Origin of the sequence: Micromonospora sp. MH33, assembly GCF_003013775.1 — a bacterium.
Taxonomy (GTDB): domain Bacteria; phylum Actinomycetota; class Actinomycetes; order Mycobacteriales; family Micromonosporaceae; genus Micromonospora; species Micromonospora fulviviridis.
Map to the genome: position 1 here is coordinate 12,648 of NZ_MUYZ01000014.1, position 20,904 is coordinate 33,551.

20 protein-coding genes are annotated in these 20,904 nt (G+C 73.5%); 10 read left to right on the forward strand and 10 right to left on the reverse strand.

Going from position 1 to position 20,904, the window contains the following annotated elements; translation table 11 throughout:
- Positions 1-105 precede the first annotated feature (105 nt).
- From B0E53_RS04600 to B0E53_RS04610, 3 genes are all read right to left on the reverse strand, one after another.
- Positions 106-3,804, reverse strand: coding sequence for a S8 family serine peptidase (locus tag B0E53_RS04600; RefSeq protein WP_107074822.1), 3,699 nt, complete (start codon positions 3,802-3,804; stop codon positions 106-108).
- Between the two features lie 119 nt (positions 3,805-3,923).
- The gene (dtd, locus tag B0E53_RS04605) at positions 3,924-4,346 is read right to left on the reverse strand and encodes a D-aminoacyl-tRNA deacylase (protein ID WP_107074823.1); all 423 of its coding nucleotides are present in this window, start codon (positions 4,344-4,346) and stop codon (positions 3,924-3,926) included.
- Positions 4,346-5,830 (reverse strand): methyltransferase, encoded by a 1,485-nt coding sequence (locus B0E53_RS04610; RefSeq protein ID WP_210405921.1) that lies wholly within the window; start codon positions 5,828-5,830, stop codon positions 4,346-4,348. The genes dtd and B0E53_RS04610 overlap by 1 nt, the downstream gene beginning before the upstream one ends.
- Positions 5,831-6,014: 184 nt before the next feature.
- On the opposite strand from B0E53_RS04610, the gene B0E53_RS04615 reads away from it, so the two are divergent.
- From B0E53_RS04615 to B0E53_RS04625, 3 genes are all read left to right on the forward strand, one after another.
- Positions 6,015-7,238, forward strand: coding sequence for a S8 family peptidase (locus B0E53_RS04615; RefSeq protein ID WP_107074824.1), 1,224 nt, complete (start codon positions 6,015-6,017; stop codon positions 7,236-7,238).
- Between the two features lie 112 nt (positions 7,239-7,350).
- Positions 7,351-7,926: an HhH-GPD-type base excision DNA repair protein gene (locus B0E53_RS04620; RefSeq protein WP_107074825.1), complete on the forward strand. Its 576-nt coding sequence runs from the start codon at positions 7,351-7,353 to the stop codon at positions 7,924-7,926.
- 62 nt (positions 7,927-7,988) lie between these two features.
- Positions 7,989-9,188 carry a low temperature requirement protein A gene (locus B0E53_RS04625; protein WP_107074826.1) on the forward strand — a complete coding sequence of 400 codons (1,200 nt, stop codon included), beginning with the start codon at positions 7,989-7,991 and terminating at the stop codon, positions 9,186-9,188.
- A 210-nt stretch (positions 9,189-9,398) separates the two neighbouring features.
- On the opposite strand, the gene B0E53_RS04630 is transcribed toward B0E53_RS04625, so the two are convergent.
- Together B0E53_RS04630 and B0E53_RS04635 are read right to left on the reverse strand one after the other, a co-directional pair.
- Complete coding sequence (locus B0E53_RS04630; RefSeq protein ID WP_107074827.1) at positions 9,399-9,710, reverse strand: hypothetical protein; 312 nt, start codon at positions 9,708-9,710, stop codon at positions 9,399-9,401.
- Positions 9,700-10,011: a hypothetical protein gene (locus B0E53_RS04635; RefSeq protein WP_244167872.1), complete on the reverse strand. Its 312-nt coding sequence runs from the start codon at positions 10,009-10,011 to the stop codon at positions 9,700-9,702. Before B0E53_RS04635 ends, B0E53_RS04630 begins: the two co-directional genes overlap by 11 nt.
- 105 nt (positions 10,012-10,116) lie before the next feature.
- Here B0E53_RS04635 and B0E53_RS04640 point away from each other — a divergent pair, with 105 nt between their 5' ends.
- Positions 10,117-10,473 carry a DUF3099 domain-containing protein gene (locus B0E53_RS04640; RefSeq protein ID WP_107074829.1) on the forward strand — a complete coding sequence of 119 codons (357 nt, stop codon included), beginning with the start codon at positions 10,117-10,119 and terminating at the stop codon, positions 10,471-10,473.
- Between the two features lie 35 nt (positions 10,474-10,508).
- Here B0E53_RS04640 and B0E53_RS04645 read toward each other — a convergent pair whose 3' ends face one another.
- Both B0E53_RS04645 and B0E53_RS04650 read right to left on the reverse strand, forming a co-directional pair.
- The gene (locus tag B0E53_RS04645; RefSeq protein ID WP_107074830.1) at positions 10,509-11,405 is read right to left on the reverse strand and encodes a PfkB family carbohydrate kinase; all 897 of its coding nucleotides are present in this window, start codon (positions 11,403-11,405) and stop codon (positions 10,509-10,511) included.
- Positions 11,402-12,337 carry a pseudouridine-5'-phosphate glycosidase gene (locus tag B0E53_RS04650; RefSeq protein ID WP_107074831.1) on the reverse strand — a complete coding sequence of 312 codons (936 nt, stop codon included), beginning with the start codon at positions 12,335-12,337 and terminating at the stop codon, positions 11,402-11,404. The genes B0E53_RS04645 and B0E53_RS04650 overlap by 4 nt, the downstream gene beginning before the upstream one ends.
- Before the next feature lie 88 nt (positions 12,338-12,425).
- Here B0E53_RS04650 and B0E53_RS04655 point away from each other — a divergent pair, with 88 nt between their 5' ends.
- From B0E53_RS04655 to B0E53_RS04665, 3 genes are all read left to right on the forward strand, one after another.
- A complete protein-coding gene (locus B0E53_RS04655; RefSeq protein WP_107074832.1) occupies positions 12,426-12,644 on the forward strand; it encodes a DUF3039 domain-containing protein in 219 nt (72 codons plus the stop codon).
- A 40-nt stretch (positions 12,645-12,684) separates the two neighbouring features.
- Positions 12,685-13,335 carry a TRIC cation channel family protein gene (locus B0E53_RS04660; RefSeq protein WP_107074833.1) on the forward strand — a complete coding sequence of 217 codons (651 nt, stop codon included), beginning with the start codon at positions 12,685-12,687 and terminating at the stop codon, positions 13,333-13,335.
- A 185-nt stretch (positions 13,336-13,520) separates the two neighbouring features.
- Positions 13,521-15,254, forward strand: a complete 1,734-nt coding sequence (locus B0E53_RS04665) for a DEAD/DEAH box helicase (protein WP_107074834.1) — start codon at positions 13,521-13,523, stop codon at positions 15,252-15,254.
- A gap of 105 nt (positions 15,255-15,359) precedes the next feature.
- Here the strand turns inward: B0E53_RS04665 and B0E53_RS04670 are convergent, their stop codons facing one another.
- Positions 15,360-15,593, reverse strand: coding sequence for a hypothetical protein (locus B0E53_RS04670; protein ID WP_107074857.1), 234 nt, complete (start codon positions 15,591-15,593; stop codon positions 15,360-15,362).
- Positions 15,594-15,838: 245 nt separating this feature from the next.
- Entirely contained in the window at positions 15,839-17,449 is a 1,611-nt protein-coding gene (locus tag B0E53_RS04675; protein WP_107074835.1) for an RNA polymerase sigma factor, read from the reverse strand.
- 287 nt (positions 17,450-17,736) lie between these two features.
- On the opposite strand from B0E53_RS04675, the gene B0E53_RS04680 reads away from it, so the two are divergent.
- A complete protein-coding gene (locus B0E53_RS04680; RefSeq protein ID WP_107074836.1) occupies positions 17,737-18,558 on the forward strand; it encodes an inositol monophosphatase family protein in 822 nt (273 codons plus the stop codon).
- An 86-nt stretch (positions 18,559-18,644) separates the two neighbouring features.
- Here the strand turns inward: B0E53_RS04680 and B0E53_RS04685 are convergent, their stop codons facing one another.
- Positions 18,645-19,154 (reverse strand): LytR C-terminal domain-containing protein, encoded by a 510-nt coding sequence (locus tag B0E53_RS04685; RefSeq protein ID WP_210405923.1) that lies wholly within the window; start codon positions 19,152-19,154, stop codon positions 18,645-18,647.
- A gap of 435 nt (positions 19,155-19,589) precedes the next feature.
- Here B0E53_RS04685 and B0E53_RS04690 point away from each other — a divergent pair, with 435 nt between their 5' ends.
- Together B0E53_RS04690 and B0E53_RS04695 are read left to right on the forward strand one after the other, a co-directional pair.
- On the forward strand, positions 19,590-19,886 hold the full coding sequence (locus B0E53_RS04690) for a DUF4193 domain-containing protein (RefSeq protein ID WP_091269374.1): 297 nt from the start codon (positions 19,590-19,592) through the stop codon (positions 19,884-19,886).
- Between the two features lie 132 nt (positions 19,887-20,018).
- A complete protein-coding gene (locus tag B0E53_RS04695) occupies positions 20,019-20,897 on the forward strand; it encodes a hypothetical protein (RefSeq protein ID WP_107074838.1) in 879 nt (292 codons plus the stop codon).
- Positions 20,898-20,904: the final 7 nt, after the last annotated feature.

Sequence of the window (20,904 nt, forward strand, 5' to 3'; positions counted from 1 at the left end):
GGAGAGTATGGGGCATCTTCATGGATCTTGACCAGGGCAGGGCTGGCGACGGCCCCGGCGGGGCCCCGGGGGGACGGTGCCCGTCCCGGGGCCCCGCCGGCCACCTCACCGCAGGCCGTACGCGCGGGTGAGTTCCTGCCGGATGCCGAAGCCGGCGTCGGTGCGCGCCTCGGCCCGCACCGAGACGAAGCCGCCCGGCCGGTTCGGCAGCTTGAGCGAGCCGTTCCAGCGGTCGCCGTCGCCCCGGTTCAGGGTCACCGGCTGCCAGGTAACGCCGTCGTCGTACGAGACCTCCAGGCCCACCGAGGTGATGTTCCCGGTGCCGGTGCCGCCCGGCTGCGGTCCCGCCTTGACGCTGATCCGCTGGCTGGTGCCGGCCTTGACGTCGCCGCGCAGGTCGGTCTCCAGCGCGTAGTCGAGCTGGAGCAGCGCGAACGGGACGAAGTTGTCCGCCGTGTTCGAGCTGGAGACGAAGTCCCACTCGGTGTGCGTACGGGTCGACAGCCGCCACTCGGCCGCGGGCCGCGACGCGTCCAGCACCAGCCGGTACGGCAGCGTGCCGGCCGGCACCTTCTTCCACTGCAGGTCGGAGGAGAACTTGTTCTCGTGCAGCAGCGTGCTGCCCTGGTAGAGCTTGAGGTTCGTCGGCACCGAGCCCCAGTCCAGGTTGCCGCCGTGCTCGAGCACGGCGTCCGACGGGCTCCAGGCCTGCACGTTGAGGGTCAGGTAGTCCTGGTAGCGGCTGTTCCGGACCGCGAACGCCCGGTTGAAGGCCGGCCGGACGGCGGGCGCGAACCAGTCCAACCGGGTCGTGCTGCCCCGGGCGTAGGTGTTGAAGTACGCGGTGTCGGTCCAACTGCCCTGCTGGTGCACCTCGTGCCAGACCACGTCCGGAGTGACCCACTCGGTGCGGGTGCCGGGGTGCCACTCGGACTCCCGGAAGCCGAGTGCGGGGCTGAACGTCATGTCGTACCGGTAGCCGGCACCGGGGGTGTCCTTGACCGCGTGGTAGCGCGCGTCGATCCGGGCCAGGTCGTTCCGGCCCGGGTGGTAGGTGAGCGGCCGGTCTGGCACCTGGTCGGGCCAGACCCGGGTCAGGTCGTAGACGTAGTTCGCGTAGGGCGTGCGGGTGACGTTGAGCTTCGGCGCGCCGGCCTTCGCCACCTCGATCAGCTTCGCGCCGGCGTCGCGGCGCACGGTGGCGACGGGGATCGGGGACTCGCCGACGTACTCGTTGAGGATGCCGGCTCCGTCGTTGACGACCAGCAGCAGCTTCGCCCCGGCGGCCGCCGCGGCGGCGGCCCGGTCGGCGGCACCGATCACGTCGCTGCGGGTCACCACGGCGATCCCGCCCTTGACGGCCAGGCCCGCGTACTCGTCGGGGGTGCCGGTGCCGGCATAGACCGGCCGCAGGGTCTCGGCGCCCGCGGTGAGGGTGGCGCCCGGCTGCACCGTGGCGTCGATCGGCAGCCGGCCGGCGGCCGCCAGCGTCAGCATCGGCTCGCCCTTGCGCCACCGGGCCGCCATGGTGAACGACCCCTGGGTGACCTTCTCGGTCGGCATGACGTAGAGGTCGTCGTACTTCACCGGGATCTGGTAGGCCTCCCGGAAGCCGTCGCCGTTGGCGTACCCGACCTCGAAGTCGAGCCGGCGCTGCCGGTCCTCGGTGCGCTGCGGCGCCGTGGTCTCCAGCAGCCGGGCCCGGCTCGCGTCCAGCACCACCTCGGCCCCGCGGTCGAGCACCGTCTCCGGGTCCACCAGCAGGGCGAGGCCCAGGCCGTCCGCCCGTTCACCCGGGACGTCCAGCGCCGCCTCCACCGTGTACGTGCCCGGCGGCAGGCGCAGCGTCCGCTCGCCGTCCACGGCGTACTGCCACGGGTACCACTCGCCGGCCTTCTTCACCACGACGGTCGCACTCGCCGGCTTGCCGTCCCGGCCGCGCAGCTTGACCGTCAGGTCGTACCGCTCGTCCTCCTTGAGCAGGCCGAGGGCGGTGCGGGTGACGGCCCTGCCGGTGGCCGCGTCGGTGCCGACCAGGTAGCCGGTGACCTGCCCGTACGCCCCACCTCGCGGGTCGCCCGTCACCGGCACGTCCACGCTGCCGCCCGCCGGCACGGTCACCGAGGAGGCGCCCGGCGAGAACGGTCCGGTCCCGGTGACGGCCAGGTCGAGGGTGACGGCCGTGCTGCCGGAGTTGGTGAACGTCACCGGCCTGGTGACCGGGGCGTCGGTGGGCTCGTGCGGCCAGTCGAAGTTGCCGAAGAACGCCGAGCCGGTGGCCCGCACGCCGTTCCGCACGGCGGCCGCGACGTCGAGCCGGCCGCTGCCCACCTCGTACGGGGTGTAGCTGTCGGCCAGGCCCTTCGCGCTGCTCATCAGCGCTTCCTTCACCTGCTGGCCGGACCAGTCCGGGTGCCGCTGGGTGAGGATCGCCGCGGCTCCCGAGACGTGCGGGGTGGCCATCGAGGTGCCGTCCATGCTCTGGTACATGCCGGAGCCGCCGCTCTGCTGCGAGCGGGCCGCCGTGATGCCGACGCCGGGCGCGGCGAGGTCCGGCTTCAGGGCTCCGGTACGCGCCAGCGGGCCGGTGCTGGAGAACCAGGCGAGCTGGTCCTGCTTGTCCACGGCACCGACGGTCAGGGCGCTGGCGGCGGTGCCGGGCGACCCGATGGTCTGCGGTCCGGCGTTGCCGGCGGCGATGACGAACAGCGTCTTGTACTGCGCGGAGAGGGTGTCCACCGCGAGCGCCATCGGGTCGGTGCCGTCGGTCAGGGACGAGTCGCCGAGGCTCATGCTGATCACGTCCGCGCCGGACTCGGCCGCCCACTGCATGCCGGCGAGGATCCAGGAGTCCTGGCCGTACCCCTCGTTGCTGAGCACCTTGCCGACGATCAGGTCAGCGCCCGGCGCGACGCCCTTGTTGGCCCCGCCGGAGGCCGCGCCGGTGCCTGCGATCGTCGAGGCGACGTGGGTGCCGTGCCCGTTGACGTCGGAGGTGTCCTCGCCCGGCACGAAGCTGACCTTCTCGTCGACCTGATCGACCAGGTCGGGGTGGGTCGCGTCGACCCCGGTGTCCAGCACCGCGACCGTCACGCCGCTGCCGTCGTAGCCTGCGGCCCACGCCTCGGGCGCGCCGACCTGCGGCACGCTCTCCTTCAGGTTGGCCGTCACCCGCCCGTCCAGCCAGAGCTTGCCGAGCCCGGCACCGAGCGCGGCGGCGGAGCGGGGCGCCGGCGTGGGCGCGACGGTGGACCAGAAGGCGCGGGCCTGCTTCTTGTCGGCGGCCAGCGCGGCACCGGTGACGCTGGGCAGGTCGCGGACGAGCCGGCTGCCGCGCGGCGCGGCCGGGCGGGCCGCGCGGGCCGACGCCTTCGGGTAGGTGGCGATCAGCGGCAGCGCGGCGGTCCGGGCGTCGTCGTACCCCATCTCGATGAGGTCGGTGACGTTGAACAGCCGCCGGTCCAGCCGGTTGGCGCCCAGCAGCGGCAGCGCCTCGTCGGGCAGCACGTACAGGTCGCCGCCGCTCTCCTGGAGGTGGACGCCGCCGGTGGCGTGGTCGGGCCGGTCGACGTCGGCCGTCGACCGGCCGTCGGCGAGGGTGGTCACGGTGACCACGTCGCCGGTGATCAGGGTGACGGTGTGCCGGTCCCGGGTCGGGGCCGGTGGCGTGGTGGGCGGACCGGCCGCGGCGGCCGGCGTCTCGATCACGGCGAACCCGGCCGCGACCAGCCCGGCGGCCGCCGCGACGGCGATCAGCCGCCGTCTCGTTCGGCTGTGGGGGGTGGGATGTGAGGGCGATGACATGCGACGGTTCTACCGCCGCGGCCAGGCCGGGTGAACGGCCAGCGTTGGCGGAGTAGTGCCCTGGCGCGACTCCGCCACCATCGTGTCGTCCATCGGGCCGCGTCGCTGCCGCCCGGTGGTCAGAGTTCGAGCAGCACGGTACGCGGCCCGACGTTGACGCTCTCCACCAGCATGTGGGTGCGGAAGCGGCCGGTCTCGACCTTGGCGCCGCGCTGGCGCAGCTCTCGCACCACCGCCTCCACCAGGGGTTCCGCCAGTTCCGCGGGGGCGGCGGCGGTCCAGCTCGGACGTCTGCCCTTGCGGGCGTCGCCGTAGAGGGTGAACTGGCTGACCACGAGGACGGGGGCGCCGGTGTCGGCGGCGCTGCGCTCGTCGTCCAGGATGCGCAGCTCGTGGATCTTGCGGGCCATGGTGGCGGCCACCTGCGGGGTGTCCGTGTGGGTCACCCCGAGCAGCACCAGCAGCCCGTCGGCGATCTCGCCGACCACCTCGCCGTCGACCGTCACGGCGGCCCGGCCGACCGTCTGCACCACGGCCCGCATCAGTCCGCCACCGGCTCGACGATGCCCCGCTCGACCAGGTGCGCCACGATCGGCCCGGCCGCCTCCGCCAGCTCGTCCGGGGTGACGTCGTGCGCGGCGGCCAGCAGGGCGAGCTGGTCGCGCAGCGGCAGGCGCCCGTCCGCGCCACCGACCAGGGCGAGCACCAGCGGGTCGATCTCCTCGGACCAGCGCAGCCCGCGCGGCATGGCGAGGACCTGCCGGTCCACCGCCCAGCCCTCCTCGCCCATGGTGGCCTCCTGGCGCAGCTGGAGCCCGTCGGCGGCCCGGTAGCGGGCGGCCAGCAGCCCGTCGGTGTCCCGGGCCCGCAGCCAGTCCTGCCGATCGAACCACTCGCCAACCCGGTCGCCCAGTGGCGGCTCCACCCGCTGGCGCAGGTCCTCCACCCGGACGATCGGCTCGTCGTGACCGGCCCGCCGCAGGGAGACGATGCCGAACCCGATGGCTTCCACCTTGTGCGCGTCGAACCAGTCCAGCCAGGCCGCCATCCGCTCCGGGTCGGCCGCCTCGCCCACATCGGTGAGCCACAGGCTGACGTACGCCATCGGGTCGGCCACCTCGCGCTGGATCACCCAGGCGTCCAGCCCGGTGCCGGCGAACCAGCCGGTCACCCGCTCGGCCCAGTCCTCGCCGGTGACGTGCACCCAGTTGGCCAGGTACTGCATGGTCCCGCCCTCGGTGAGCAGGTGCGGGGCGGCGGCGGCCAGCTCGGCGCCGATCGCGTCGCCGACCCGGCCCGAGTCCCGGTAGACGTGCGTGGTGGTGCCGGGCCCGACAACGAACGGCGGGTTGCTGACCACCAGGTCGAACCGGCGGCCGGCCACCGGGGCGACCAGGTCGCCGCGGAGCAGTTCCCAGTCCTGCCCGTTGAGGGCGGCGGTGGTGGCGGCGAATCGCAGCGCCCGCTCGGAGACGTCGGTGGCGGTCACCCGACGGGCGTGGGTGGACAGGTGCAGGGCCTGGACGCCCGAGCCGGTGCCCAGGTCCAGCGCCGTCTCCACCGGCCGGCGCACGGTCGCGCCGATCAGCGTCTGGGTGGCACCGCCGATGCCCAGCACGTGCTCGGCGTGCAGCGGGCGGCCGGGCCGGGCGCTGGCCGGCACGTCGGCGAGCACGAACCAGTCGTCCCCGTACGGCTCCAGGTCGACGCCGGCGCGCAGCCCCTCGCCGTGCCGCTCGACGAGCCCCCCGGCGAGCGCCTCCCCGACGGTCAGCGGGGCGAGCGCGGCGGCCACCACGGGCTCCGGCTCGGTCTGGTCGCAGATGAAGACCCGGATCAGCGTGCCGAGCGGGTCCCGGTCCTCGGTGGCGCGCAGCGCGGCCCGGTAGTCGTTGCGGGCGACCGCTCCGGTGGCCTGCGGGCCGAGCCGGTTGGCGATGCCGTTGGCGGTGAAGCGCGCCCGGGTCAGCGCGGTGCGCAGCGCGTCGACCCCGGCGGGGGAGAGCAGCATGTCGTGACGGTCCACGTCGTCATCCTGCCTCCCCGGGGCGCTCGCCCGGCCGGCACCCGGCGGATCCATACCGGCAGCCCGCTGTATCGGCCGTTACCTCTTTCATGTTCATCAATGAATGGCTAGCATCTGCGGCAACATCCGTCGATGGGCGTCCCGGTGGCCACGAGCCCGGGAGCGCCCGGTAGGGAGCCAGACGATGCCCGACGTGTCCGTTCCCCGGCGGCGTGCGCTGCGCGCGCTCGCCGTCACGGCCGCCGCCGCGGCCCTCGCCGCCGCCGCCTCCACCCCCGCCCTCGCCGCGCCGACCGGCGACGTCCGCTACGCCTCCGCCCCCGACGCCATCAGCGGCAGCTACCTGGTGGTGCTGAAGAGCGACACGGTCGGCGCCGCGAACAGCCTCACCGCCCGGACCGCCGTGCCGGACCGGGCCGCCGGCCTGGCCAAGCGCTACGGCGGCAGCGTCGGCACGGTGTGGAGCTCCGCCCTGACCGGCTACAGCGCGAAGCTGAGCCCCGCCCAGGCCCGCCGGCTGGCGGCCGACCCGGCCGTCGCGTACGTCGAGCAGGACCGGGTGGTCAGCGCCCAGGCCACCCAGACCAACCCGCCGTCCTGGGGCCTCGACCGGATCGACCAGCGCAACCTGCCGCTGGACGCCAGCTACACCTACCCGAACACGGCCTCGAACGTCCGGGCGTACATCATCGACACCGGCATCCGGACCACCCACACCGACTTCGGCGGCCGGGCCACCTGGGGCACCAACACCGTCGACACCAACAACACCGACTGCAACGGCCACGGCACCCACGTGGCCGGCACCGTCGGCGGCACCCGGTACGGCGTGGCCAAGGGCGTCCGGCTGGTCGCCGTGAAGGTGCTCAACTGCTCCGGCAGCGGCAGCACCACCGGCGTGGTGAGCGGCATCAACTGGGTCACCTCGAACGCGGTGAAGCCGGCGGTGGCCAACATGAGCCTCGGCGGCGGCGTCAGCAGCTCGATCGACAACGCGGTGACCAACTCGGTCAACTCCGGCGTCACGTACGCGGTGGCGGCCGGCAACTCCAGCGCCAACGCCTGCAACTACTCGCCGGCGCGGGCCGCCGCCGCGATCACCGTCGGCTCCACCACCAGCAGCGACGCGCGCTCGTCCTTCTCCAACTACGGCTCCTGCGTGGACATCTTCGCCCCCGGGTCGAGCATCGTCTCCGCGTACCGGACCAGCGACACCGCCAGCAGCACGCTGAGCGGCACCTCGATGGCCTCGCCGCACGTGGCGGGCGCGGCGGCGCTGGTGCTCGGTGCCAACCCGTCGTACAGCCCGGCGCAGGTGGCCAGCTACCTGACCACCAACGCCACCACCGGCAAGGTGACCGACCCCGGCTCCGGCTCGCCGAACCGGCTGCTCTTCGTCGTCAACTGACGATCGGGCGCGGCCCCGCGGCCCGGTGGACTCCACCCCTGTCCACCGGGCCGTGTCGCGCGTCGCGGGGAGTCGCCGTGGCGGGCGGCGGCGGGCGCGGCAGGATGGGGGCATGACGCTCTCGCTGCCCATCGACCCGCAGGCCAACGAGCTGCTGGCGCGCAGCCCGCTGGCGCTGCTTCTCGGCATGGTGCTGGACCAGCAGGTGCCGATGGAGAAGGCGTTCTCCTCTCCCTACGTGCTCGCCCAGCGGCTCGGCCACGAGCCGGACGCCCGGGAGCTGGCCGAACACCCCCCGGAGGCGCTGGTCGAGATCTTCGCCCGGCCGCCGGCCCTGCACCGGTTCCCCAAGGCCATGGCGGCCCGGGTGCAGGAGGTGTGCCGGGCCCTGGTCGAGCGTTACGACGGCGACCCGGCCCGGCTCTGGTCCGAGGCGGCCGACGGCCGGGAGCTGCTGCGCCGGGTCGGCGAGCTGCCCGGCTTCGGCCGGCAGAAGGCGCAGATCTTCGTCGCCCTGCTCGGCAAGCGGTTCGGGATCACCCCGGACGGCTGGCGCGAGGCGGCCGGCGGCTACGGCGACGTGGACGCGTACCGCTCGGTGGCCGACGTGACCGATCCTGAGTCGCTGCGCCGGGTCCGCGAGTACAAGCAGCGGATGAAGGCGGAGGCGAAGGCCGCGAAGGGCTGACGCAACCGGCGCCCACCCTGGCTCGTTGTCATGATCGTCAAGGCGGTGACGGCGGGCGGGTGATGACGGACGAGCGGGGGGCGGAACTCCTGCGCGGCGGCGGGGGCAGCCACCGTGCGACCTTCCTGGAGCTCTTCCTCGACGTCGTCTTCGTCTTCGCCTTCACCCGGGTCTCGCAGCGCCTGATCACCGACGTGGCAGCAGGTGGCGGACGCCTTCCGCTGGAACTGGCGCAGACGCTGTTCCTGCTGCTCGCGCTCTGGATGGTCTGGTCGTTGACCGCCTGGGCCACCAGCCACTACGACCCCGAGCAACCGCCCATCCAGGCGGTGATGATCGGGTCCATGTTCGGCAGCCTGGTGATGGCGGTCTCGGTGCCGGACGCGTACGGCGCGCACGGCTTGAGCTTCGCCGCCGGGTACGTCTCCATCCAGCTGGGCCGGTCGCTCTACCTGACGGTGGCGCTGCGCCGGCACGTCCAGCGGCATCGGTCCGACCGGATCCTGGTCTGGTCGGCTGTCTCGGCCGTGCCCTGGCTCGTCGGTGGCCTGGTCGGGGAGGACCTGCGGCTGCTCTGCTGGGGGGTGGCCCTGGTGATCGACTACCTGGGCGTGGTCACCGGCTGGCCGGTGCCCCGGCTGGGCCGGGCGTCGGCCACGACGTGGACGGTGACCGGCGAGCACCTGGCCGAGCGGTACCAGCAGTTCACCATCATCGCGCTCGGCGAGATGATCTTCGTGGCCGGCGTCGGGTTCAGTGGCAGCGGATTCACGCTGCTGCGCTGGATCGCCCTCGTGGACGCCTTCGCCACCACCGTGCTGCTCTGGCGGATCTACTTCCACCGGGCGGGTTCGGTGCTGGTCGAGGCGGTGGCCGAGGCCCGGCAGCCGGCCCGGCTCGGCCAGTCGGCCACCTGGACCCACCTCACGATGATCGCCGGCATCGTGACCACGGCGGTCGGCTACGAGGTGGCCATCGCCGAGCCCGCGGGGCACGCCGACGTGGTCCGGGTGACGGCCATCGTCGGAGGCCCGGCGCTCTTCGTGGTCGGCCGGGCCCGCTTCGAGTACGAGGTGTTCGGCCGGGTCTCCCGGTCCCGCCTGATCGGCCTCCTGCTCCTGGTGCTGGGGGTGCCGCTGCTGGGCCGGCTGCCGCTGCTCGGCATCGCCGCCGGCGTCACGGCGGTGCTCACCGGGATGGCCGTGGCGGACGCGCTGCGCGCCCGGGGCCGCCCGCCGGAACGCCCCGCCTCGCCGATGTGACCCGCCGGGAAAAAGGCGCAACCGGCGTGGTGGCCCCGTCGTTGGGAGCGAGGGCGGCGGACGGGGGTAACGCGGTGCCGGGCCGGCTCGGCACGTCGGCCACGATCACCCACCTGGTCATCGTGCTCGGCGTGCTCACCGCGGCGGTCGGCTACGAGGTCCCCGCTCGGGCGGAGGGGGCCGGAGAGCAGCGGCCCGGAGGCCTGACGCTCAGGCGGCGGTGGGGCGGGACAGCGCGGCCAGGGCCCGGCGCACGTCGGCCAGGGAGACCGTGGCCGAGTCGTCGAGGTCGGCCAGGCCGGCCTCGATCCACTGGCGCATGAGCGTGGTCACCCCGATGCCGCGCGTCTCGGCCGCCGCCCGGACCCGCTCGTACGTCTCCAGCGGCAGGCGCACCGAGCGGCTGACCATCGGCACGTCGGTGTCGGGGGTGGGCAGCTCCGCGGGCTGGGTGTCGTCGATCAGGTCGGCGAGCGCGTCGCCGCCGTCGTGGAACCGCTTGGTCGCGTCGTTACGGTGCATCGTGACCGCCTCCTCGTCGGCGTGACCTCCGCACCGCGTCGTCGTAGCGCTTGGCCTCGACGTCGCTCAGTTCGCGGGCGGAGAGGATGTCCCAGTCGTTGTCGGTGCCGTCGGCCTCGGCCAGCAGCACCGCGAGGCGTCGCCCCCGGTGGTCGGTCGCGTAGACCACCATGACGTCGTCCCCCAGGTGCCGGATGACCCGCCGCGTGCTGTGCAGGGCCTCCCAGACTTCCCCCGGCGTGACGTCGTAGACCCGCAGGTTGGCCAACGCCTCGTCGGAGAAGCTGAACCGGTTGCCCACGGGGCGAGCGTACCACGCGTGTAACACGAGGTGCCTTGTCACGATTCTCGCCGATCAACCGTCGGGGGTGACAGGATGGGTCGTAATCCCTCGAGGAGGTCCGTGGTGAAGCGTCAGGCGTATCAGCCGATCCTGATCACCGACGCCTCGCGCAGCCAGGACGACCAGCTCACCAGCCGGCAGAAGCGCTACGTGCTGATGATGGGAATCCGGGTCGCGTGCCTGGTGATCGGTGCGGTGCTGGTCGTGGTCAAGGCCCCACTGCTCTGGCTCTGGCTACCGCTCTGCGGTCTCGGGATGGTACTCATCCCGTGGCTGGCCGTGCTGCTGGCCAACGACCGCCCGCCCAAGGAACAGCACCGGCTGGCCGGGAAGTTCCAGCCCCGGCACCGCGACGAGACCCCGCCGATGGCGCTCTCCGCGGAGGAGCCCCCGCACAAGGTCATCGACGCCGAACCCTGACCGGTCCGGGCGGCAGCCGCCCGGACCGACCACCGTCAGGGCTGGGGACGGGCGCCGACGGTCGTGACCGCCAGGGCGCCGAGGTCGCCGGCCCGGGCCAGTGCCGCGCGCGGGTCCGCGTCGGCCAGCCAGGCGGTGAGCAGGCCGGCGGCGAAGGCGTCGCCCGCCCCGGTCACGTCCACCACGGCCACCCCGGGCGCCGGGGCCGTCTCGACCAGTCCGGTCCGGTCCACCCAGACCGCGCCGGCCGCACCCCGCTTCACCACCACCCGCCGGGCCACCGAGGTCAGCGCCCGGGCCTGCGCCGCCGGGTCCAGCCCGCCGGCCAGCACCGTCGCCTCGTCCGTGTTGACCAGCAGCAGGTCGACGTCGCGTACCCAGGTCAGGAATGCCGTGCCGACCCGCCGCAGCGGGGCCGCGGAGGCCGCGTCGACGCTCGTGGTCAGCCCACGCTCGCGGGCCGCGGCCAGCGCGCGCAGGCCCGCGCCGCGCGACCCGACGTCCAGCAGGGTGTACGCGGACAGGTGCAGATGCCCGGCGTCGGGCGCCGCCGCGACGCTCCGGTCGACGTGCCCGGCGGTCAGCCGCAGGTTCGCCCCCCGCTGGCTGACCATGGTGCGCTCCCCGTCGTGGGTGAGCACGATGACCGTGCCCGTCGGATAGCCCTCGTGGCGCTCCACCGCGCAGGTCACCCCGACCCGGTCCAGTTCGGCGACCCGCTCGCGGCCCGTCTCGTCGTCGCCGACGGCGGCGACCAGGGTGACGGCTGCTCCCTGGCCGGCCAGCCAGGCCGCGGTGTTGGCCGCCTGGCCGCCGCCGCTGAACCGGATCCCGGCCGCGGTGTCCGAGCCGGTGGCCAGGGGACCGGAGAGCACCGCGAGCACGTCGGTGATCACGTCGCCGACGACGATGATGCGGGGCGCGGGGCTCATGCCGAGGGGGCGGTGCGGCGGGCCGCCGAGGCGACCGCGATCCGTGCCGCCAGGTCGGCGTTGCGCAGGATGATCCGGACGTTCACCGCCAGGCTGGCGCCCTCGGTGGCCGAGTGGAAGTGGGCCAGCAGGAACGGGGTCACCGCCTTGCCGGTCACCCCGTCGCGGGCCAGCAGGGCCAGGCCGGTGGCGAGGGTGCGGTCGTGCAGCGCCGGGTCGAGCTGCTCGTCCACCGGCAGCGGGTTCGCCACGATCAACCCGCCGTGGTGCACGCCCTGCTCCCGGCGGGCGGCCAGCACGTCGGCGGCCTGCTCGGGCGACTCCACCGACCAGTCCAGGTCGAAGCCGGCGTCGGTGAGGTAGAAGCCGGGGAAGCGGCGGGTGCGGTAGCCGACCACGCTCACCCCGAGGGTCTCCAGCCGCTCCAGGGTGGCGCCCACGTCGAGGATCGACTTCACCCCGGCGCAGACCACCGCGATCGGGGTCCGGGCCAGGGTGACCAGGTCGGCGGATTCGTCGAAGGTCTGCGCGGCCTCCCGGTGCACCCCGCCGAGCCCGCCGGTGGCGAAGACGCCGATCCCGGCGGCCGCGGCCACCGCGCTGGTCGCCGCCACCGTGGTGGCGCCGTCCGCGCCGGTCGCCGCCGCCACGGCCAGGTCGCGCACCGAGAGTTTGCTCACCCCGTCGACCGTGGCGAGCCGGGTGAGCTGGGCGTCGTCGAGCCCCACGATCAGCTCACCGGCGACCATGCCGATGGTGGCCGGGACAGCCCCGGCGTCCCGAACCGCCTGCTCGATGTCCCGCGCGACGCGAAGATTGTCCGGTCGGGGCAGGCCGTGCGAGACGATGGTGCTCTCCAGGGCGACGACCGGACGCCCGTCGCGCAGGGCGTCGGCCACCTCGGTGCCGAGACTGATGTGAAAGTTGGTCACTTCGGCTACGGTACGGGCCGCCTCCGGCGCGGGCCCAGGTGGACCGGGCCGGATCGACCTGCAAAACTGGACCGTTGGAGGTGTAGACGTGAGTACAGAGGTTCTCGAGCGTCCCGAGCTGAAGGACGCCGACACCGGCCCGGAGATGTTCCACTACGTCCGCAAGGAGAAGATCGCGGAGAGCGCCGTCATGGGCACCTTCGTGGTGGCCCTCTGCGGCGAGACCTTTCCGGTGACCAAGGCGGCCAAGCCGGGCTCCCCGGTCTGCCCCAAGTGCAAGGAGATCTACGACTCGTACGCCGCGTGATCCCGGGCGGCCTCGCCGGCCGCCCACGTAACCTGCGGCGGTGACCACCTCCACCCCTCTGCTCCTCGCCGACCTCACCGGCGTGGCGGTCTTCGCCGCCTCCGGCGCCTCCGCGGCGGTGGCCAAACGGCTCGACCTCTTCGGGGTGGTCTTCGTCGGCGTCGTCGCCGCCCTCGGCGGCGGGATCTTCCGCGACCTGGTCATCGACGAGGTGCCGCCACTGGCCTTCGCCGACTGGCGGTACGCGGTCACCGCGGCGGTCACCGCCGCCGCCATCTTCTGGCTGCATCCCCAGTTCGCCCGGCTGCGCACCACCGTGCTGGTGCTCGACGCGGCCGGCCTCGCCCTGTTTACCGTCACCGGCACGCTCAAGGCCCTCGACGCCCACGTGCCGGCCGTCGGCGCCTGCATGATCGGCATGCTCACCGCGATCGGCGGCGGCCTGGGCCGTGACCTGCTCACCGGCGAGATCCCCGTGGTGCTGCGCCGGGAGATCTACGCCGTGGCCGCGCTCGCCGGGTCGATCGCGGTGGCGCTGCTGTCGACGTACGGCGTGGCGACCGCGGGGCCGCTGACCGCCGCGGCCGTCTTCGTCTTCGGGCTGCGCCTGGTGTCGCTGCGGCGGCGCTGGTCCGCCCCGGTGCCGGCGCCGCGGCCGCCGCGCACCGGCGCCCGGGGACCGCAGGTCTGAGCCATGTCGCGGCGGGGTGGGCGGATGTGACCAGCGTGGCGTCGAGTGGGGCGCAACGCCCCCGCTGGTTATGCTGAGTCGGCCTTCGCGGCACCCATGCGCGAGGGCGTTTTCATGGGCGGCGGTACCCGTGGCCCTCGGCCGGGCGGGGCCCGTCGCCGCCTGCGAGCGGAGAGGAGCTACGCGTGGCACCGCGGTTGCCGGCGCTCGACTCGTTCCCACCCCTGCGTGCCTGGCAACGCAAGGCGATGGTGGAGTACCTGCGCCGCCGCACCGAGGACTTCACGGCGGTCGCCACGCCCGGTGCCGGTAAGACCACCTTCGCCCTCCGGATCGCCGCCGAACTGCTGAACGACGGCACCGTCGAGGCGGTCACCGTGGTCGCCCCGACCGAGCACCTGAAGACCCAGTGGGCGGAGTCCGCCGCCCGGGTCGGCATCCAGCTCGACGCCGCCTTCCGCAACGCCGACCTGCACTCCGCGGCCGACTTCCACGGCGCCGTCGTCACGTACGCCCAGGTCGGCATGGCGCCGCAGGTGCACCGGCGGCGCACCATGACCCGGCGCACCCTGGTCATCCTCGACGAGATCCACCACGCCGGCGACTCGCGGACCTGGGGCGACGGCGTCAAGGCGGCCTTCGAGCCCGCGGTACGCCGGCTGATGCTCACCGGTACGCCGTTCCGCTCCGACGACAACCCGATTCCGTTCGTCAGCTACGAGCGGGGCGGGGACGGGCTGCTCCGCTCCCGCGCCGACTCGGTCTACGGCTACTCCGACGCGCTGCGCGAGGGCGTGGTCCGTCCGGTGCTCTTCCTGGCGTACTCGGGGGAGACCCGGTGGCGCACCAACGCGGGCGAGGAACTGGCCGCCCGGCTGGGCGAGCCGATGACCCAGGACCTCGTCGCGCAGGCCTGGCGGACCGCGCTGGACCCGGCCGGCGACTGGATGCCGCAGGTGCTGCGGGCCGCCGACGCCCGGCTGACCGTGCTGCGCAACAACGGCATGCCCGACGCCGGCGGCCTGGTGATCGCCAGCGACCAGCAGGTGGCCCGCTCGTACGCCAAGCTGCTGGAGCAGGTGACCGGTGAGAAGGCCGCCGTGGTGCTCTCCGACGACCAGGGCGCGTCCGCGCGGATCGCGACGTTCGCGGCCTCCGAGCAGCGCTGGCTGGTCGCGGTCCGGATGGTGTCCGAGGGCGTCGACATCCCCCGGCTGGCCGTCGGCGTCTACGCGACCAGCGCCAGCACCCCGCTCTACTTCGCCCAGGCGATCGGCCGGTTCGTCCGGGCCCGCCGGCCCGGCGAGACCGCCTCGGTCTTCCTGCCCAGCGTGCCGCACCTGCTGGGGCTGGCCAGCGAGATGGAGGCCGAGCGGGACCACGTGCTCGGCAAGCCGAAGGACTCCGACGGGCTCGACGACGACCTGTTGGAGCGCGCCCAGCGGGACGACCAGGCCAGCGGCGAGCTGGAGAAGCGGTTCGCGGCGCTGTCCGCCACCGCGGAGCTGGACCAGGTGATCTTCGACGGGGCGTCGTTCGGCACGGCCGCCCAGGCGGGCACCCCGGAGGAGGAGGAATATCTCGGCCTGCCCGGGCTGCTCACCGCCGACCAGGTCTCGATGCTGCTCACCAAGCGGCAGGCCGAGCAGCTCGCCGCGCAGCGGCGCCGGGCCACCCAGCGGACCGCTGAGCCGGCCGCTGCGGCCCAGACGGCGCCCCCGGCCCCGATGAGTGCCGCCCAGCGCCGGGTGGCCCTCCGGCGGCAGCTGAACGCCCTCGTGGCGGCCCGCCACCACCGGACCGGCCAGCCGCACGGCAAAATCCACGCCGAGTTGCGCCGACTCTGCGGCGGCCCGCCCAGCGCCCAGGCCACCATCGAGCAACTCGAAGAGCGCATCGCCACCGTCCAGACCCTCTGACCGGTCTGCCCCCCGGCTCGACGGCTGGGGTGGGTGTGCGAAAAGCCGGCCGGAGGTCCCTGGGGACCTCCGGCCGGCTTATGTCGAGTTGCGGATTCCTCGTACTCAGTTCGCCATCAGATCGGCGCCACGCCAGCTGAACTCCGGGTCCGACGCGAACCGCACGGTGATCTTCACGAGATCCTCCGCGTACTTGTTCGCGTGGTGCCCACAGAACACCAGCTCGCTCCCACCCGCCAGAGTGATCCGGAGCTTGCCTGCAGCATTGCAGCGGTCGCACCGTTCATCGGCGGCCGGGGGGCTCACCGTCTCGGGCGGCGGCGTGAGGGTCGGGGTCATCGCCTTCCTCCTCTGGTCGTCACCGATGAACACTCTCTTCGGTTGCTCACCTATCGTGCAACACCCTTCTCGGGCCCTGCCTTCCCTGTGTGCCCGTCGGGGACGGAGGTCACACCTGGCGTGGAAGACAGTGTGCCGTGCACCAAGGGTGCCACGTCAACGATCACAAACGGGCAACCGTCAGGTCACCGGAGAGTGTTCTACGGCTGGTGATCAAACCGACACGGCCGGTTGACGCGTGGCGGTCAGTCCAGGTAGTCGCGGAGCACCTGCGAACGCGAGGGGTGCCGCAACTTGGACATGGTCTTGGATTCGATCTGCCGGATGCGCTCCCGGGTCACGCCGTACACCTGGCCGATCTCGTCCAGGGTGCGCGGCTGGCCGTCGGTGAGGCCGAAGCGCAGGCGTACCACGCCCGCCTCGCGCTCGGACAGCGTCTGGAGGACCTGCTGGAGCTGGTCCTGCAGGAGCGAGAACGACACCGCGTCGACCGCGACGACCGCCTCGGAGTCCTCGATGAAGTCGCCGAGCTGGCTGTCACCCTCGTCACCGATGGTCTGGTCGAGCGAGATGGGCTCCCGGGCGTACTGCTGGATCTCCAGCACCTTCTCCGGTGTGATGTCCATCTCCTTCGCCAGCTCCTCCGGGGTGGGCTCGCGGCCCAGGTCCTGGAGCAGCTCGCGCTGGATCCGACCCAGCTTGTTGATCACCTCGACCATGTGCACCGGGATGCGGATGGTGCGGGCCTGGTCGGCCATGGCGCGGGTGATGGCCTGGCGGATCCACCAGGTGGCGTAGGTGGAGAACTTGTAGCCCTTGGTGTAGTCGAACTTCTCGACCGCGCGGATCAGGCCGAGGTTGCCTTCCTGGATGAGGTCGAGGAAGGCCATGCCACGGCCGGTGTAGCGCTTGGCCAGCGAGACGACCAGCCGGAGGTTCGCCTCCAGCAGGTGGTTCTTGGCCCGCTCGCCGTCCCGGGAGATCCACATCAGGTCGCGCTGCATGTCGCGGGTGAGCTTCTCCTCGCCCTCGTCGGCGGCGCGCAGCCGCTCGGCGGCGTAGAGGCCGGCCTCGATCCGCTTGGCGAGTTCGACCTCCTGCTCGGCGTTGAGCAGCGGCACCTTGCCGATCTGCTTCAGGTAGGCCCGGACGGAGTCGGCGGAGGCGGTCAGCTCGGCGTCCCGGCGCGCCTGCTTGAGCGCCTCGGACTCCTCGTCGTCCCACTCGAAGTCGTTGTCGGTGGCGGAGCTGGCCGCGTCGGCCTCGGCGGCCTGGGTCAGCTCGGCCGGCTCCTCGACCACCACGTCCTCGATCTCGGCGGCGAGCTCCTCCGGGTCGATCTCGCCCTCGGCGCCCTCGCCCTTCGCCGCGTCCTTGGCCGGCTTCGCGGCGGCGTTCTTGGCGGCCACGGTGGCCTTGGTGGCCCGGGTCGTCTTGGTGGCCTTCGCCGGGGCGGCGGCCGTGGCGGCCACCTCGGCGGTGGTGCCGGCGACCTTGCGCGCGGTCGCCTTCCGCGGGGCGGGGGCCGGGGCCTCCTCGGCGGCCGGCGCCTGCTTCGGGGCGGGCGCGGCGGCCTTCTTCGTGGTCTTGGCGGTGGGGGCCCGGGAGGCCGGGGGGGCGGACCGGGCGGCGGCGACCCGGCGGCGGGTGCTCGCCGAGCCGTCCACGACCACCGTCACGCCCGCCTCGGAGAGCGCACGGAGGATCTTCTTGGCCTGGGCCGGGGTCACCTCAGCGGACTCGACGGTGCGCGCGAGCTGGGCCGACGTGAGCTGACCGCCGGCGCTCTGCGCGTGGGCGATCAGGGTGTCGGTGAGCGAGCGAACGTCGGCGCCGGTCTGGCGTGGTTCTGTCACGAATGACCTTCCGGAGGCGAAGAGCGAGCACGGCCGGGTCGTCCGGCGCAGCACGGGACGCCGTGCCGGGCGATGTCGTTGAGGGACCCCCGTGTCCCGGGCCGACCGGTCGCTGGCGGTCCGTGGCGCGTGGGGCAGGGTGAATTGTAACGCCGTCTGCGGCGATCATCCTGCGCCGCACGGTGGACCGGCCGTACGGACCGCCGATTAGACGCAGTTGTGGACTTTGTAAGGATGATACCCGCGCACGAACCGGCCGGTCCGGATCGTGCCGGAAGGGGACGAACATGACCGCCTCGGCACCCACGCCGCAGGAATTGCTCAAGATCGCCGTCGAGGTGGCCCGGGAGGCCGCCGCCACCGCGCACCGGATGCGGGCCGAGGGGGTCTCGGTCGCCGCGACCAAGAGCACCGTCACCGACGTGGTCACTGCCGCCGACCGGGCGGTGGAGCGGCAGGTGCTGGCCGCGCTGCGGACGCTGCGCCCCGGCGACGCGGTGCTCGGCGAGGAGTACGGCGCGGGAGAGACCGGCCCGGCCGCCGAGGGCGGGGTGCGCTGGATCGTCGACCCCATCGACGGCACGGTCAACTATCTCTACGGGCTGCCGTACTGCGCGGTCTCCCTGGCCGCCGAGGTGGCCGGCGAGGTGGTCGCCGGGGTGGTGCGCAACGTGGCCACCGGGGAGGAGTGGACGGCCACCGCGGGCGGCGGCGCCTGGCGGGACGGGCAGCGGCTGCGCTGCTCCGCCGAGACCGACCTCGGGCAGGCGCTGGTCGCCACCGGGTTCGGCTACGACGCCGGGCGCCGGGCGCACCAGGCCCGGGTGGTCGCCGAACTGATCCCGCAGGTGCGCGACATCCGCCGGATGGGCGCCGCCGCGCTCGACCTCTGCCTGGCCGCCGAGGGCCGGGTGGACGCCTACTACGAGAAGGGGCTGGCCGCCTGGGACCTCGCCGCGGGCGGGCTGGTCGCCCGCGAGGCCGGGCTGCTGGTGACCGGGCTGTCCGGCCGGCCGCCCGGGCCGGACCTGGTGCTCGCCGCGCCGCCCGCGCTGCACGAGCCGCTGCATACCCGGCTCGCCGCCCTGGACGCCTCCGGCGGCCCGTGACCGATCCGCCCGGCCCGACAAACGGCCCGACAAACGGAAAGAGTGGCCGCCCCGGCGGGGGAGGCCACTCTTTCCGGAGCCGAGCGCTACTTGACCGGGCCCGGGCAGGTGCCGGCCGGCGCCTCCGGCGAGCCGAGGTCGCCGAGGGACTGGTTGACCTCCGTGGTGGTGGCCAACTGCTGGAAGCCGTTGCCGAGGACCACGTCGACCGTGTCGTCCTTGCGCTTCAGGTCCGGTTCGAGCTTGGCGTTGTTGAGGAAGTAGGCCCGCAGCAGGTGCGCGGAGCCGACGCCCTTGGGGCCGTAGCGCAGCACCGCGACCTCGTCCACGGGCTTCGCGTTGCCCTCCTTCTTGACCTGGAACTTGCGGTTGCGGAAGTCGTCCGCGACGCTGCCGGCCAGGCCGACCTCGTCGGTGCCGTTGTAGACGTTGATCTTGACGTCCTTCTGCTCGCGCAGGCGCAGGTCGGCGATCGGCCAGCCCTGCGGGCAGTTCTCAGCGCTGCTGGCCGTGCCCTGGGTGTCGCGGACCAGCGCGACGACGACGAAGACCAGGGCGGTGACCGCCAGCAGTCCGACGACAACGAGTGCCCGCACTCGCGCAAAACTCATTCTGGGCGCTCCCCGGACGGTATTTGGGTGGCGGCGGCCGCCGGCGGTCGGTCCGCCCCGCCGGCCGTCGAGTACGCCGCTGAGGTTAACGCTTGTCCGGCCGTCGCGTGGAAACAGTCCGACATGCCGGCGCGCCACCGGGGGAACGGGTACTACTACCCCTATCTTCGTGTCGCCTGAGTCACATCGGGAACAACTTCGGGCGCCGGGGCGTACATCTCTGCCACGGGGGCGGTATACATGCCTCGCCCAAGGGGGGGTAAGGTTCCGCGCTCGCTGGGGGAAGTTCCCTCCTGGCGGCCCGGCTCCGATGGTCGGGTCGGGTGACCGACACATTTGGTGGCCGGCCAGCGGAACCGAAACAGCGTCGTCCGGCGTTACAACCGGAAGCGACCATATCGATATGGGAGAGTGAAACCGATGGCCACCGACTACGACGCCCCGCGTCGCGACGAGGTCGACCTCGGCGAGGACAGCCTGGAAGAGCTCAAGGCCCGGCGCGTCGACACACAGTCGGGCGCCGTGGACGTCGACGAGGCCGAGGTGGCCGAGAGCTTCGAGCTGCCCGGCGCCGACCTGGCCGACGAGGAGCTCACGGTCAAGGTGCTACCGATGCAGCAGGACGAGTTCCGATGCGCCCGCTGCTTCCTGGTCCACCACCGCAGCCAGCTGGCGGTCGAGCGCAACGGCGAGCTGATCTGCCGCGAGTGCGTCTGACTCCGACCCGAGACACCGGCGGCGGCCTCCTCGACGGGGCCGCCGCTTATCGAGCCGCCGTGCGCCGGTGGCGGGAAGCTGCTTGACTCGTACCGGCGGCTGCCACGCCGCGCGGAGCAGGAGGGCGGACGGGTGAGCGAGCGCAGCGAGCGTGCCGACGGGCCGGACGCCGACGGGGGCAGCGCCGACCGGTCGACCGAGAGGACGCCACCCGCGGACGCCCCCGCCGAGCCGGCGCCGCCCACCACGGACGCCGAGCGGCCCGGCGCGGACGCCGACCAGCTCGGCGCGACCGTCGCCGCGCTGACCGCGGACGACCTGCCCGTGGCCCGCCGCCGGCAGTTGCTCACCCGCCTGGTCGGCCAGGCCCGCGCCCGCGGCATCACCGACCTGTACAAGCCGAAGGCCGCCATCCGCTGGATGGCCGACACCGTCGCCGAGATCGCCCCGCGCGTGCCGATCCGCGACCGGGCCACGCTCCGGAAGCACTTCCCCGGCCTCGACGACGACGCCCTCGCCGACCGGCTGATCCGCAACGCGGCCCGGGCCACCGCCGGCGTCGGCGCGGCCGGCGGCGGGGTTGCCGCGGTCGAGTGGGCGGTCACCCCGACCCTGCTCTCCGCCCCGGTGCTGCTGGCCGCCGAGACGGTCGCGGTGGTGGCGATCGAGCTGAAGCTGATCGGCGAGCTGCACGAGGTGCACCGGGTGCCGCTGCCCGCCGGGGGCGCGCAGCGGGCCGTGTCGCTGGTGCAGTCCTGGGCCACCCAGCGCGGGGTCAACCCGATGATGCCGGGCGTGGGGGTCAGCGCGGTGCTGGGCACCGCCGCCCGCCGCGAACTGCGCGACAGCCTGCTGCGCCGCTTCGGCCGCAACCTCACCACGCTCGGCCCGTTCCTGACCGGCGCCGCCGTGGCCGGCTACCTCAACCGGCGGGCCACCCGCACCCTCGGCGACCAGCTCCGCAAGGACCTCCGCCACCAGGCCCGCGCGCTGCCCGGCAAGCCCTCCTGAGTCAGGA